The organism is Catelliglobosispora koreensis DSM 44566 (genome assembly GCF_000379685.1).
GTDB classification, from domain to species: Bacteria; Actinomycetota; Actinomycetes; order Mycobacteriales; family Micromonosporaceae; genus Catelliglobosispora; species Catelliglobosispora koreensis.
In genome coordinates this window covers 225,571-239,250 of sequence record NZ_KB903250.1, presented here as the reverse complement: position 1 = coordinate 239,250, position 13,680 = coordinate 225,571, and the positions used below count along the sequence as shown (strand labels likewise).

The 13,680-nt window shown below is 64.5% G+C and carries 14 protein-coding genes; 7 read left to right on the top strand and 7 right to left on the bottom strand.

Annotated features, from left to right (window positions below):
• Positions 1-66 precede the first annotated feature (66 nt).
• Positions 67-456, top strand: a complete 390-nt coding sequence (locus A3E1_RS0108180) for a winged helix-turn-helix transcriptional regulator (RefSeq protein WP_020520269.1) — start codon at positions 67-69, stop codon at positions 454-456.
• Here the strand turns inward: A3E1_RS0108180 and A3E1_RS0108175 are convergent.
• Positions 413-1,273, bottom strand: a complete 861-nt coding sequence (locus A3E1_RS0108175) for an alpha/beta fold hydrolase (RefSeq protein ID WP_020520268.1) — start codon at positions 1,271-1,273, stop codon at positions 413-415. The genes A3E1_RS0108180 and A3E1_RS0108175 overlap by 44 nt on opposite strands.
• Before the next feature lie 47 nt (positions 1,274-1,320).
• Here A3E1_RS0108175 and A3E1_RS0108170 point away from each other — a divergent pair, with 47 nt between their 5' ends.
• Positions 1,321-1,980 carry a winged helix-turn-helix transcriptional regulator gene (locus A3E1_RS0108170; protein WP_020520267.1) on the top strand — a complete coding sequence of 220 codons (660 nt, stop codon included), beginning with the start codon at positions 1,321-1,323 and terminating at the stop codon, positions 1,978-1,980.
• Positions 1,981-2,068: 88 nt separating this feature from the next.
• Here A3E1_RS0108170 and A3E1_RS0108165 read toward each other — a convergent pair whose 3' ends face one another.
• Positions 2,069-3,052: a phosphotransferase enzyme family protein gene (locus tag A3E1_RS0108165; protein WP_020520266.1), complete on the bottom strand. Its 984-nt coding sequence runs from the start codon at positions 3,050-3,052 to the stop codon at positions 2,069-2,071.
• Positions 3,053-3,189: 137 nt separating this feature from the next.
• Here A3E1_RS0108165 and A3E1_RS0108160 point away from each other — a divergent pair, with 137 nt between their 5' ends.
• Positions 3,190-4,248 (top strand): hypothetical protein, encoded by a 1,059-nt coding sequence (locus A3E1_RS0108160; RefSeq protein WP_020520265.1) that lies wholly within the window; start codon positions 3,190-3,192, stop codon positions 4,246-4,248.
• Positions 4,249-4,300: 52 nt separating this feature from the next.
• Here A3E1_RS0108160 and msrA read toward each other — a convergent pair whose 3' ends face one another.
• Positions 4,301-5,008, bottom strand: a complete 708-nt coding sequence (gene msrA, locus A3E1_RS0108155; protein WP_020520264.1) for a peptide-methionine (S)-S-oxide reductase MsrA — start codon at positions 5,006-5,008, stop codon at positions 4,301-4,303.
• Between the two features lie 30 nt (positions 5,009-5,038).
• Here msrA and A3E1_RS0108150 point away from each other — a divergent pair, with 30 nt between their 5' ends.
• Positions 5,039-6,175, top strand: a complete 1,137-nt coding sequence (locus tag A3E1_RS0108150; RefSeq protein WP_020520263.1) for a cystathionine gamma-synthase — start codon at positions 5,039-5,041, stop codon at positions 6,173-6,175.
• A gap of 38 nt (positions 6,176-6,213) precedes the next feature.
• On the top strand, positions 6,214-6,915 hold the full coding sequence (locus A3E1_RS39475) for an ArsR/SmtB family transcription factor (RefSeq protein WP_020520262.1): 702 nt from the start codon (positions 6,214-6,216) through the stop codon (positions 6,913-6,915).
• On the opposite strand, the gene A3E1_RS0108140 is transcribed toward A3E1_RS39475, so the two are convergent.
• Positions 6,884-8,590 (bottom strand): ABC transporter substrate-binding protein, encoded by a 1,707-nt coding sequence (locus A3E1_RS0108140; protein ID WP_020520261.1) that lies wholly within the window; start codon positions 8,588-8,590, stop codon positions 6,884-6,886. The two genes, A3E1_RS39475 and A3E1_RS0108140, sit on opposite strands and share 32 nt — an antisense overlap.
• A 94-nt stretch (positions 8,591-8,684) precedes the next feature.
• The gene (locus tag A3E1_RS0108135) at positions 8,685-9,320 is read right to left on the bottom strand and encodes a hypothetical protein (RefSeq protein WP_157631395.1); all 636 of its coding nucleotides are present in this window, start codon (positions 9,318-9,320) and stop codon (positions 8,685-8,687) included.
• 64 nt (positions 9,321-9,384) lie between these two features.
• Between A3E1_RS0108135 and A3E1_RS0108130 the strand changes: the two genes are divergently transcribed.
• Together A3E1_RS0108130 and ilvA are read left to right on the top strand one after the other, a co-directional pair.
• A complete protein-coding gene (locus tag A3E1_RS0108130) occupies positions 9,385-10,758 on the top strand; it encodes an amidase (protein WP_020520259.1) in 1,374 nt (457 codons plus the stop codon).
• Between the two features lie 36 nt (positions 10,759-10,794).
• On the top strand, positions 10,795-12,012 hold the full coding sequence (gene ilvA, locus A3E1_RS0108125; protein WP_026208218.1) for a threonine ammonia-lyase: 1,218 nt from the start codon (positions 10,795-10,797) through the stop codon (positions 12,010-12,012).
• Between the two features lie 48 nt (positions 12,013-12,060).
• Here ilvA and A3E1_RS0108120 read toward each other — a convergent pair whose 3' ends face one another.
• Positions 12,061-13,050: a hypothetical protein gene (locus tag A3E1_RS0108120; protein ID WP_040390630.1), complete on the bottom strand. Its 990-nt coding sequence runs from the start codon at positions 13,048-13,050 to the stop codon at positions 12,061-12,063.
• Positions 13,051-13,147: 97 nt separating this feature from the next.
• Complete coding sequence (gene greA, locus A3E1_RS0108115) at positions 13,148-13,636, bottom strand: transcription elongation factor GreA (RefSeq protein ID WP_020520257.1); 489 nt, start codon at positions 13,634-13,636, stop codon at positions 13,148-13,150.
• Positions 13,637-13,680 lie beyond the last annotated feature (44 nt).

Genomic DNA, 13,680 nt, shown 5'->3' with positions numbered 1-13,680 from the left:
CGAGCTAGTTTGCACTAACTTTTCGAAAGTGCCAACCTCTAGAAAGTGTGAGGTATCTTGGAGGGCGTGACCCCGCCAGAACCCTCCGATGAGCTGATCGCCGACGTCTTCGCGCGCGATTGCGCCTCGCGCAGCACGCTCGAAGCGATCGCGGGCAAGTGGGGCATCCTGGCGCTCGCGGCTTTGAGCGAGAGCAGCTTCCGCTTCAACGCCCTGCGCCGGCGCGTTGACGGCGTGAGCGAAAAGATGCTGGCGCAGACGCTCCAAACGCTGGAGCGCGACGGCATGGTCTACCGCGATGTGCAGGCGACCATCCCACCGCGCGTCGAATACAGCCTGACTCCTCTTGGCCGCAAGGTCGCCGAGAAGATTGTCGATCTCATCGAACTTGTCGAGGCGGCTGTTCCCGAAGTCAGGACCGCGCAAGCCCGGTATGACGCAGGATCGACGGGATAACCACATCCCAAACCTCGGGTGGCGGCATTTGATGACCCATACCATCCACTGGTACCAGGTAAGCGTCCCGGATTTCCCGAGTCAGCGCCTCGCCATGTCCGATCGGAAACAACGGGTCGGCAGTGCCATGCAGCACAAGGGTTTTCGCCGTGATCTCACCCAGGCGCGGCCGGATCGGCTCACCGCCTTCCAGGATCCAGTGGTTGGTCTGACTTGCCGCGACATCCCTAGAGCGGTCATAAGCGCGCCCCGCGATCTCCCGGATGCGTTTGTCATCAACGGGAATCGTGCCCGCGAACGAGTGCTCGCCAGCGACGAAGAAGTCGAGCACGGCCTCACGGTCTGCCCAGTCGGGCTCTGGAGCTGGCTCGGTGAACTGTTTGACAAGGCGTTCGGCCATCTCGGGCAGGTCTGGTTGCGACGGCCCGCCCGGCCCGCCGGGACTGGTCGACAGCAACGTCAGCGTCAGCACCCGCTCGGGATGATCGAGCGCGATGCGTTGCGCGATTCCGCCACCCATCGACACACCCGCTAGATGAGCCTGTGAAATCTCAAGCGCGTCAAGCACTCCGACCGCGTCATCAGCGAGATCCTGTGTCGTATAAGGCGGCTCGCCCGCGGGGAAGCTCGCGGACTGCCCAGTGTCGCGGGTGTCGTAACGAATCACGTGTAGCCCACCGTCGGCGAGCTGCTGGCAGAAGTCATCCTCCCACCAGTCCATGGACGCCGCCGCGCCACCAATAAGCAGAAGAGCCGGGTCATCTTTAGCGCCAAAGGTCTCTACACACAACTCAATGCCGTTCGCTTGGATCATCATGCGACCGACACTACTACGGAAACTGTAGTTCGTGCTACAGTTTCTGTATGAGTTCGAAGCGCGGCTATGGTGAGGCTTGCCCCGTGGCACATTCCCTCGACGTGATCGGGGACAGATGGGCCCTTCTCGTGCTGCGCGAGCTGCGCCTCGGCCCACGGCGCTTCACCGACCTGCAAGCCGCCTTACCTCAAGCTGGCCCGACCATCCTGTCGCAACGGTTGCGTGAGCTGGAATCCCACGGCGTGATTGAGCGGCGTTGGCAAAAGCTTTACGCCCTGACGCCCTGGGGTGCCGAACTCGAACCGGTCTTTCGCGCTCTCGCGCGCTGGGGAATGCAGTCACCCAACGAGCGCGAGGGCGACGTCACCAACGACACGGTGATGCTCGGCGTGCGCACGTTCTGGAAAGCTCCGTCGCCAAGCTGGACCGCCGACTTCACTATCCGTTTGGGGGACGACGGTTACTATCTGTCCATTGTGGACGGTGAGGTCGCCTCGCTATTCCGGGGCGAACCGCCACGTGCCCCGTCCGCCGCCCTCACCACAGACCGCCACACCTTCGCCAGGGTCACGTCTCGTGAGCTAACCCTTCCCGCGGCCCAGAAGGCAGGCGTCCTCGACCTATCCGGCTCCCGTGAGCACGCCCAACTGCTTGTCTCCGCGCTCAGTTCGAGTGCGGCTCGGCGTGGCTCGGGCGTGCGAACCTAAGGCTCTGGCAACGTCGCCTTAGCTCCTGTGTGGACTGGTCGCTTTTCCGCTGCGGACGCTTGGCCGGATCACGTTGCTGGCTCGCCCGCTACAGGACCCGGTCGAGTGAGCGCTGGAGCCAGCCCATCGTGCGGTCCATGTCGGCCGCGAATGCCGGATTGACTTGTGCCATGCCAGCGAACCATAGGCCGAAAGCGACGTGCCGCGTGGCGATGAAGTCGTTGAGGTGGCTCAGATCGGGCAGTTCGCGGTGTTCCCGGTAGCTGTCGATGAGTGCCGCACGAATCGTGTCGTAGTCGTCTCGCGCTAGATATTCCCACAGCGGCACCGCGAGATCGTAGAGCCAGTAACCGAATCCGCAGTCGTCGAAGTCGATGAGCCGCACCGCGTCACCGTCAAACAAAGCGTTCTCGAGGTGCAGGTCGGCATGGATAAGCCCGAAGGCGTCCGGCTTGGACCCAAGGTCTGCCATGACTTTACGCATCCGGCGCGCGATGTCGTCGAATCGGGTGCGCACCAGCTTTGGCAGCAGGTCCCAGCAGCCGGCAGCGGATACGCCGCCGTACTCCATGGTGTTGCCGAAGAAGGTTTCCCAGTCCCACCGCATGCGCGTGAACCCGGCTGGCGGTTCCCACGACGAAGTGTGATCGTGCAGGCGGGCCAGGACGCCGCCCAAGCGCCGGAAGTGCACCGGCCGTGGATGAGCCGACTGCATTCGCCCGTTCTGCCAGCCGAGGAGCGAGCACACCAGGCCGTCGCTAACGGTTGTCCACTGTCCACTGTGAGTCCGGATTGGTGTCGGCACATGGAGATCCGTGTCTGCCTGCAGTGCGGCGAGCCAGGCCAGTTCCGATCCCACCGCGACGGTCGAATTGACTCCGGGACCGTGACGGTTAGGGCGGTGCACACGCATCAGGTATCGGCCATCGCGGGAGTCGACGCGAAAGGTGGTGTTCTCGCCGTGCGTGATGAAGGACAGCCTTGGCTCGACAACCGGGTAGTCGCCAAGCGCCCGCACAGCCGTCCGGCGGATGCGGGCGACCTGTGCGCGTTTGGACACCAGTTCGGCCATTCGCGCAGCGTATCGGCGCCCGCTCGCTCGCCGCCACGCATTTATCGACAACTGTCAGTCGTAACATGTCCTCGGCCAGTTGCTGGCCACAGCGGTCTAGCCAGCCGTTGACCGCGCCGCTTACCTTCCGCACGCGGATGGATGACGTCGTGAGCTACACCTGCCAGCTCAACGACGGTCCGGAACAGACGGTCAGCGCGGGCGCCGATGGCGTGGCGCAGCTGTCCTACGTGCCAGCGTCTCAGGGCGGCATCCTGACGGTGCGGAGCACAACGAGCACAGGGCTGCGGTCGTACCCTAATTACCTCTACCTCACGGTGACCTCCCAGCCGGTGGTCACTTCGGCGGAGTTCAGGTTCGACAGTGAACCCAGTGTGCCCGTTGGAAAGTCCGGCACCTTCACGTTCGCCCCGCATATGCACGGCGTGGTGGAGTACGTGTACCAGTTCAACCGGGGCCTGGAAGACGAGCAGTCGCAACAGATCGTGGCCGCTGGAGCCGACGGCAAGGTGAGCATTCCGTTTACCACAGCAAGGTTTGGCGGGCACTCGCTGCACGTCGTTTCGCGTACCGCGAATGGAACGGTCTCTCAGGAGACCGAGGTCTGGTTCTATCCGCATTCCATCGCCCCATCAGTGTCCTCTTTGGACTACCCGGAGTACTGGGAGGCTGGCGGGCCTGGTGTCGCTGGCACGTTCAGCTTCACGCCGGGAACCGAAGACGTCGTGGAATACCTGTACCAGTTCGGCGACGAACCGGAGCACAAGGTGACCGCGGGCGCTGACGGCAAGGCCACGATTGTGCGGACGCCGTCGGAAGGCAAGTGGTACCAGCTGATCGTGCGCACGCGAAGCGCCAGTGGGCTGATCTCGGACCCGCGGTTTTACGCCGTCAACGTGGCACCGCAGAGCCCCAGCGTCGAGTCTCCGGCCATCTGGACCGACGCTCACGCTGGCGTCCCGGTGACCTTCACCTTCACGGCGAACCTGCCGGGAAGCACGGAGTTCGTCTACCAATTCGACAGCGATGCGACCGGGCCGGGAACGCAGCAGACTGTCGCCGTGGGGCCAGACGGGACGGCCCAGATCACCTGGACCGCACCCGCCGAAGGCTTCTACAGCTTGACCCTGCACAGCAGAACCGCAGCTGGCCACACCTCATGCATCTGGGGTAGCTGGTTCTACATCAACAACTGAGGTCAAACAGCCAGCCTGCGGTGTCAGTGCCGCAGGCTGGCTGCCCAAGCTGTCAGTCCTGGCGCAGGTCCTCGGCCGAGAGCGCGAAGTTGCCCGCTGCGGGGCTTGCTCCCGGGATGCCGATCTGGCACGTCATGCCGTTGGGGCCGATGCCGCAGTATCCGCCGGGGTTCTTCGCGTCGGATAGGTACTGCTGGTGATAGTCCTCGGCGAAGAAGTAGGTCGCCAGCGGGGCGATCTCCGTCGTGATCGGACCGTAGCCCGCTGCCGTGACGGTTGGCTGGAAGGTGTCGCGGGACGCCAGGGCGGCCGCTTCCTGAGCCGGCGTTGTCGTGTAGATCGCGGAGCGGTATTGGGTGCCGATGTCGTTGCCTTGGCGCATGCCCTGGGTCGGGTCGTGGTTCTCCCAGAAGATCTTGAGCAGCTGCTCGTACGAGATGAGGGCTGGATCAAACACGACCTGGACGGCTTCGGTGTGACCGGTCATTCCCGAGCAAACCTCGTCGTAGGTCGGATTCGGGGTGATTCCGCCCGCGTAGCCGACGGAGGTCGAGTAGACGCCAGCCTGTTTCCAGAAGATCCGTTCCGCGCCCCAGAAGCAGCCCATGCCGAACACGGCGACTTCCATTCCTGCTGGCCAGGGGCCGGTCAGGGGAGTGCCGAGCACCGTGTGGCGGGGCGCGACGGTCAGCGGGGTGTCCCGGCCAGGCAGGGCCTCGGCCGGAGTGGGCAGGTCGAGCTTCTTGCGTCGCAGAAACATGTACCAAGTGTGCCCCGTTAGGCTGACGTTATGTCTTACGGCTTTGAAACGCTTGCCATCCACGCGGGCCAAGAGCCTGATCCGCGCACGGGTGCGGTGATCCCGCCCATATTCCAGACGTCGACCTACGCGCAGGACGCGGTGGGGGCGCCGCGGCTGGGCTACGAGTATTCCCGGTCGAGCAATCCGACCCGCGACTCGCTTCAGGAGTGTCTGGCGGCGCTGGAGGGTGCCCGGCACGGCCTGACGTTCGCCAGTGGCCTGGCCGCCGAGGACACGCTGATCCGCGCGGTCTGCCAGCCCGGTGATCACGTCATCATCCCGGACGACGCCTACGGCGGCACGTTCCGGCTCTTCGCCAAGGTCGCGGAACGGTGGGGCATCTCGTGGAGCACCGCCGGTGTGTCCAATGTGGACGATGTCCGCGGCAAAGTCACGGCGAGCACGAAGCTCATCTGGATCGAGACGCCGACGAACCCGCTGCTGAACATCGGCGATATCGCGGCGCTGGCCGGGATCGCCCGTGACGCTGGCGCGCTGCTTGTCGTGGACAACACGTTCGCCAGTCCCTATCTGCAGCAGCCGCTCGCGCTCGGTGCCGATGTCGTCGTGCACTCGACGACGAAGTACATCGGCGGACACTCAGACGTGGTCGGTGGGGCGTTGCTGCTCAACGATGACGAGGTGGCGAACCAGCTCAGGTTCCACCAGAACGCGATGGGTGCTGTGAACGGGCCCTTCGACGCTTGGCTCACCCTGCGTGGCGTCAAGACGCTGGCGGTCCGCATGGAGCGGCACTGCGATAACGCGGAACAGGTGGCTCGCTTCCTGGTCGCGCATCCGAAGGTGACCCAGGTGTACTACCCGGGCCTCGTGGAGCACCCAGGTCACGAAGTCGCGGTGAAGCAGATGCGCCGGTTCGGTGGCATGATCAGCTTCCGGACGGGCGACCCGGTGGAGGCGGAACGCATTTGCAACACCACCAAGGTGTTCACGCTCGCCGAATCGCTGGGCGGCATCGAGTCACTCATCGAGCATCCGGGCAAGATGACGCACCTGAGTGCGGCTGGTTCGGCGCTTGAGGTGCCCGCTGATCTGGTGCGACTGAGCGTTGGCATCGAGACTATCGATGACCTCCTCGCCGACCTGGCTCAGGCGCTCGGCTAAACGGCAACCTTCGGGCGGGCCTAGCGCGTCCCGAAGTAGTGGAACTCCTGTTCACGCATGAGGACTTGGGGCGCACCCGGGTAGCCACGCAAGCGAACGTCTCGGTGGAAGTCGAGTCCAGCTTGCGGCTGCTCCGGGAGCGCCCACACCCGTGTTTCGCGAGGTGGCGCCGGAGCCTGCCGCGCTACCTGCGCTCTCAGTCCTACGAGAAGGTGGCGATCGAACCGTTCTGGCACCGGATCGAAATGCTGATCACGGCTGACCGCGCTCGCCGCATGAACCAGTTGCTCGACGGTGGCCTCGACGCGCTACTCAACCGGTTGCATCCCGGGATCCGCTGGCGCGCGCCGCACTTGACGGTCCGCGAGGGGCAGCCGGTTCGCTTGCGGGGACAGGGATTGCTGCTGCAGCCCTCGGTGTTCTTCTTTCGTGCTCCGGAAATCAGGGTGTCCGGCTCGGGTCAGGTTGTGCTCCTGTATCCCGTGAGCTGTGAGATCGACGAGCCCGCCGCACCCGCGAAGGTGAGCCCGCTCATCGGCCGCACCCGCGCGAGCTTGCTGCGGCTGCTGTCGGTGGGGCCGGCGACAACGACCGATCTGGCCACCGGCACCGGAGTGTCGATGGCCGCGATCAGCCAGCATCTTGGCGTGCTTCGAGACTCAGGCATGGTCGTGACGCAAACCCTTGGCCGGTCTCGCCTTCACACGCTCACCCCCGTCGGTAAGCGTTTGCTAGGTTAGGCCGGCCCGTTAGTCCACTGAGGAAGGTTCCGCCGACGGCAGGGCCGTGCAGCAGGAACGATTTGCTGTGCACCGTGGGGATCAGGGGAGCGTGCTCGCGCATGATCTCCCGGTCGAGCGCACCATAGCGTGTCGCGGCGGCGGTCCGATCCGTAAGCGTGGCAAGGTATTCCAGCTCCTCGTTCACACAAGCGTCGTCGAAGAGCGAGAAGTTGATGTTGCCTTCGTCGCGGATCAGGTTTCCGTCGAGCAGCACACGCAAAGTGGCGTCCCCGTCTGGGAAGTCGGCCACCCACGCGCTGTAAATCAAGTCGCATGTGTTGGCACGGCTGCCAACCAGTCCCCAATAGGACGTGGCGTCCAAGGGAGCCAACGTGATGCGGAATCCCGCGGCTTGCAGGCCGGCTTTGATGACGCCCGCCTGAAATTCATCATCGGGGGTACTAGGAAAGCAGTAACTCAGGCTGGGTTTACGCCCCTGCAGCAATCGTTTCGCCTTGCTCACGTTCGTGGGATAGGCGTCATAAGCAAGATGCCCCGGCACGGTCGGCGCGAGAATCGTCGTCGCCGGTGCCGCGACAGCGCTGCCTCCTTGCGCCGCGATGAGTTCCGCGCGGCTGAACGCATAGTTGAGCGCTCGCCGAATCGAAACGTCCGGCACGCGTTCAGTATTGATGTTGATGTACTTGACCAAAGGCGTTGCCCCGGCGAGAACCCGTGCCATCAGAGCGGGGCTTGCCTGAACGTTGGCGATCTGGTCGGCTGCCACGTTCGCCGTCATAACGGCGCCGGCATCATCACCTGCCGCCGCGATCACGCGTTGCGTTTGCGTGGCCCGATCAGCGGTCCAGTCAAAGTGGATGGTGTCGGCATACTGATGGCGGATCGGATCGCTGGCCGGGTCCCAATGCGGGTTACGGCCGAGCGTCAGCGAAACACCGGGTTCCTCAGCGATTCGTTGGTACGGCCCGCTGGCGAGCCAGGTGCGGTCGTAATTCTCCCGCGTGTCCTTGCCCTTCGGCACCGGTGTGGTCGTGGGAAACGCGGCTAGATAAGGGAACTCGGGATGCGGCTGGGCGAAGGTGAACACGATGGTCGCGGCGTCCGGAGTGGACACTCGGGGCGGAAGCTCTTGCCCGCCATAGGGTCCGCTGTAGGTGCCGGACGGATCGAGGGCGAGCTGAAGATAGTGCGGACCGTAGAGTCCCTGCTCACTAAAGGAACGCGCGATGCCATAGGCGATATCGCTTGAGGTGATGGCGGTTCCGTCGTCGAACTTCAGGTCTGGCCGCAGGTGATAGGTCCAGGTCCGGCCGCCGTCACTGGTGACTCCCGCGTTGGTGGCCAAGTCGCCGACTAGGCGCATGGGTCCGCCACCCGGATCCTCTAGATATCCGGTTAACGTGCGATGGAACAGTTGCGTGGACACGTCAATGATGTCGTAGATCTGCTGCGGGTCGAAGTGAGCGGGTGCGTATTCCTGAAGCCAGGTCAGCCGTCCGCCCGTGGTCGCTCCGGGCACCCCTGGGGCGGGGGTGGGCGTGGCGCCAGCGAAGTCGATGACAACACTGCTGGTGGCCGCGTGAGCTGTTGTCGCGGGAACGGTGGCGATCGCTCCAGTGGACAGAACCGTTGTGACGGTGCCGGCGACGAGGCGCCGGATGCGTTGCCGCACAGTAGTTTCCTTTCCCTAGGCGGGGTTGAGGAAACGACCGTAAGGCGGTTAGGTGCCAGGCACCGCCACGTTTCGGCAGGAACTTAAACGGCGCTCACGTGGCCGTGCCAGGTGGAACGATCCGCTTGAGCTCGGTTGACCCGTTCTCGCCGAACATCCGCAGATCATTGCCTTGGCAGACAAAGGTTTCGGAGCCGAGCGAGGCTTTAATCGGCTCGGTGTCCTCAGTCTTGCCGTTCACTTTCCACGTCGTCGTGCCGTCGGCCTGCGGATTGCTGTAGTGAATGTTCTTGTCATCAATGACGTAGTTCATCTTGAGCGATCCGTTGTGGATGACTTCGTAGGTGTCTCCATCGGCGGTGCCTGACACGACGACGTTTTGCAAGGCGTAAACGACTTCGGTGCCGGTGAACCGCACCAGGGTTCCCTTGCCGGACAACTGAACCTTGGTGCCGTAGATGTTGGAGTTGCCCGTGTAGTTAGTCTCCAGCCAGTCGCCGATGAGGCAATCCGCGCCAGTTTTGGGCGGTGCTGGGCTCGCGGGGGTAGCAGAAGGGGTAGCAGGCGCCGATAGGCTAACGGACGGTTCAGCTTTATTGGCCGAGCGCCAGGTGAAAAACGCGGCCGCAATGCCCGCGACGCAAACGACCAGGATCAGCACCAGGGCGGCAATGCCCAGGATGAGGGGAACTGTCCAATTACGACGGGGCGGAGGGGGAATCGGCGCCATAACCCCAGCATCGCACGCGCCGGCCTTGCCTTCATACTGGAGCGACTATCAACGGAGGTTCGCAATGGCGGAAACCTGGGTCGGCGCCACGGCAAAGGAAATAGCCCGGGGCGTGCGGCGAGGTGACACCTCAGCGACACAGGTAATCACCGATCATCTTGAATACATCAATGAGCTGGACAGCAAGATCGGCGCCTTCCGGATCGTGCGCGCCGGTGAGGCGGCAGCCGAAGCGGAAAAAGTAGACGACGAGGAAGATCTCGGCAATCTCCCGCTGGCGGGAGTCCCGATCGCGGTGAAGGAAAACACGCCGGTCGCCGGGCTGCCCACGTGGAATGGTTCGGCGGCGGCGCAAGCCGGGGTGTCCGAAGTGGACCACGAGCTGGTACGCCGCCTGCGTGGCGCCGGCGCGATCGTGCTCGGCACGACGCGCATGCCTGAGCTGGGCATCTGGGGAACAACCGATGATGCTGACGTCATCACCCGCAATCCGTGGTCGCTTAACCACTCTCCGGGCGGATCGTCGGGCGGGGCAGCCGCGGCCGTCGCCTCCGGCCTGGTGCCGATCGCTCACGCCAACGACGGGCTCGGATCGGTGCGCATTCCCGCCGCGTGCTGCGGTCTGATCGGGCTCAAGCCCGGCCGGGGCGTGCTGCCCGTGCAACTTGGCGATGAGGGAAGCTGGTTTGGCCTGGTAGAGCACGGCATCCTAGCCACGACCGTCGCCGACGCGGCGCTCGGCTTCGCTGTCCTAAGTGGACGCACACCGGCCCCGCTGACCCAGCCCGACCGGCTGCGCGTCGCGATCTCGCTCAAGTCTCCGGTCGAGGGTGTCCGGCCCGACGAAGGCAACCGCACCGCTGTGTTCTCCGCGTCCAAGCTGCTCGTCGAGTGCGGACACGACGTGGTGACAGCGGACCCTGAGTACCCACGCGCCATTGGGTTTAAGGGTCTGGCCACCTGGTTCGCGGCGGTCTATCGCGTGGCACTGGAACAGGGTCTTGATGTTCAGAAGCTGCAACGGCGGACCCGCCGGCACATCAAGCTGGGCGAGTGGGCCTGGCGCCGGGGTTACGTGCAGGAGGCTGACCGCGAAGCCTTCCGTCAGCTCAGTCTGGACTTCTTTAGCGGCAACAACTTTGACCTGATGATCACTCCGGCGCTCGCCCGTTCACCGTTGGAGGCCAAACACTGGTCGCGGCGGAGCTGGCTGGCCAATATGGTGGCCAACATTCGTTATGCCCCCTATGCCGGTCCGTGGAACATCACCGGCTTCCCCGCGCTGACCGTCCCCGTGGGCACCCGCAGCGATGGCCTGCCGGCCGCGGTGCAGCTGGTTGGCCCGCCCGGGTCCGAACTGCAACTGCTAGCGGTGGCTGGCCAGCTGGAGCTGACCGCACCGTGGCGCCGCCACGCCCCTGGCTACCCCGTCCGCTAACTAGTTACGAGGGGAAAGTGGCACGATCTAGGTGTGATACCTAGCCTGGTTAGCCTCGCCGACATCGAGGCAGCCCGTGAGCTGGTCGAAGGGGTCTTCCGCGTCACCCCGCTGGAACCCTGCCGTCCCCTGACAGCGAAGCTGGGCGGCCCCGCCTGGCTCAAATGCGAGAACCTGCAACGTGCGGGTTCCTACAAGGTCCGTGGCGCCTACGTGCGGATTTCGCGCCTGAGCGATGAGGAGAAGGCCCGTGGCGTGGTCGCCGCGAGCGCTGGCAACCACGCTCAAGGTGTCGCCCTCGCCGCTGGCCTGAACAACACCAAGGCGACCGTGTTCATGCCCATAGGTGCGCCGCTGCCCAAAGTGGCTGCGACCAAGGGCTACGGCGCCGATATCGAGCTGGCCGGCTCCACTGTGGATGAGGCGCTGGTCGCGGCGCAGAAGTTCGCGGAGGAGACAGGCGCGGTGTTCATTCACCCGTTTGATCATCCCGACGTGATCGCCGGGCAGGGAACCGTCGCTTTGGAGATCTTGGAGCAGTGCCCTGACGTGGGCACGATCATCGCCGGGGTCGGCGGTGGTGGACTGATCTCTGGAATCGCGGTCGCCGCGAAGGCGATCCGCCCCGACATTCAGGTCATCGGCGTGCAGGCCGCGGGCGCGGCAGCGTTCCCACCCTCACTGCGTGCGGGGGCACCCGTGCGGATCAGCAATTTCTCCACGATCGCCGACGGGATCATGGTGGGGCGGCCGGGCGACCTCACGTTTGCGCACGTGTCCAAACTGGTTGATGAGATCGTCACGGTCACCGACGAGGAGATCTCGCGCGCGCTGCTTATGTTGCTTGAGCGCGGAAAGCTCGTCGTGGAACCAGCTGGCAGCGCCGGTGTGGCTGCCCTGCTGGCAGGCGTGACGAAGGTCAAAACCCCAGTGGTAGCAGTGCTTTCCGGCGGCAACATCGACCCCATGCTGCTCATGCGCGTCATCGGGCACGGCCTGTCAGCGGCGGGCCGTTATCTGAAGATCACCGTTCGCTGCGCGGACCGCCCTGGCCAGCTCGCGGCACTGCTCGCACTGATCGGTGAGCAACGGGCCAATGTGGACGATGTGATCCATCAGCGCAATGACCCGCGGCTGCGGTTAGGCGAAGTCGAAGTGGTGCTGTCAGTGGAGACAAGGGGTGCCGAGCATTCCGACCGTCTCATCAACACCCTGCGCGCGGCCGGTTACGCCGTCATCACCGACCGGGACTAAACGAAAACGGCCCTGCGGAAACCAGTCCGCGGGGCCGAAATCTTGCTATTACATGCGCGGAACGACCGGGCCTTGCTCGCTTTCGGCCGCGGCACGGGCACCAGCCGCGCCGTTGGGGGCGCTGCCACCACCGGGGGTGAAGACGTTGCCGGGGTGACCGGCGGGGTTGATGCCGTAGGCGTAGGGGTCGCTCATGACGAAGCCAACGACGTCGACGATCACGACCGCGGTCTGGTTGAGCCGGATGGTGAGGGTGAGCTGTGGGCTCAGCGCCGTCTGCGTGAAGTTGGCGACCGCGCTGACCGCGGGGCTGAAGTTCAGGCTCGACGTTCCGGTGAAGGTGCCGGAGTAGGCAGCCAGCCAGCCGTCGGCCTGGTGACCCGTCACGGTGATGTTCGCCTGGACCGCGACGAAGCCCGAGGTGGGCACGTTCAGGAACGGTGCGAAGTTGACCGTGAGGTCGGCCTGCCCGGCGTTGTAGCGGGGGAGCACCACGCCGTTGGCGCCAAAGCGGTCGTTGCCCTCAAGCACATAGGACCGGCCATAACCGGTCGAGCCGTTGTAGGTCCCGTTGGTGTGCGTGCCCCGGCTGTCCGCGATGCGGAACGGCGCTACGGGGATGACCATCGTGCCCCACGCCGGGCTGTAGCTCAGGGTCCGGAACTTGGTGCTGGACTGGTTCACCTGTCCGACGACGTTCACGTTGCCGTAGTCGTCGACGAACGTCGTGCCAGCCGGCAGCGAGCTCGCGTCAACGGCGGTGGTGCGGTCAACAGGAGCGAGCTCAAGAGACGGCGCGTTGTCCACATTGTTCGCCAGCCGCAACGCGGGGGCGGTCGCGGAACCACCGGTCAGCGTCGTCTTGCTGTTGCCCTGGTTGGCTGCGGATCCAATCACGACATTGGCACCGTCAGCGGCGCTTGCCGGGGTTCCGATAGCGGCGGTAGCGGCACCGGCCACGCCTACTCCTGCCGCCACTGTCGTGGCACGGCGAAGCAGGCCCCGGCGGCTAACCGAAGGCTTGGTCTCTTCCTGCATTAAGGGGTCCTCCCGTGAAGATTCTTGCGCTGCCTACAGCAGACCGCACGAGCCTTCCCGAGAGCGCGAGCCGTTGCCCATCGTCCTTTTGGGCATTTCAGCCTGTGAAAGCCTCAAACGACAGCACGGTGACCTTGATCTCCGCACCGGTCGGGGCGGTGTAGGTCACGGTCTGTCCGGTGCGAGCGCCCATAATCGCCTGGCCGAGCGCGGATTCCGGCGAGTAGACAGTCAGGTCTGTCGTGGCCGAGATCTCCCGCGATCCGAGCAGGAAGGTCTCCGTGTCGTCGGTGTCGTCGTCGAAGTGAATCGTCACGACAGTGCCCACGGAAACGACATCGCCACTGGGCGCCTCGCCGACCTTGGCTACCCGCAACAGCTCCTGGAGATAGCGAATGCGGGCTTCAGCTTTGCCCTGCTCCTCGCGGGCGGCGTGGTAACCGCCGTTCTCCTTCAGATCGCCTTCTTCGCGCCGGGCATTGATCTCAGCCGCCATGGCTGGCCGCTGCGCGATGTGCTCGTTGAGCTCGTTCTGAAGGCGGTCATACGCGTCCTGGGACAGCCAGGTGGCATCGTTCGTGGACACGGTTTTTCTCCTGAGGCTCTCGGGGACGAAGGTACTAATTTACC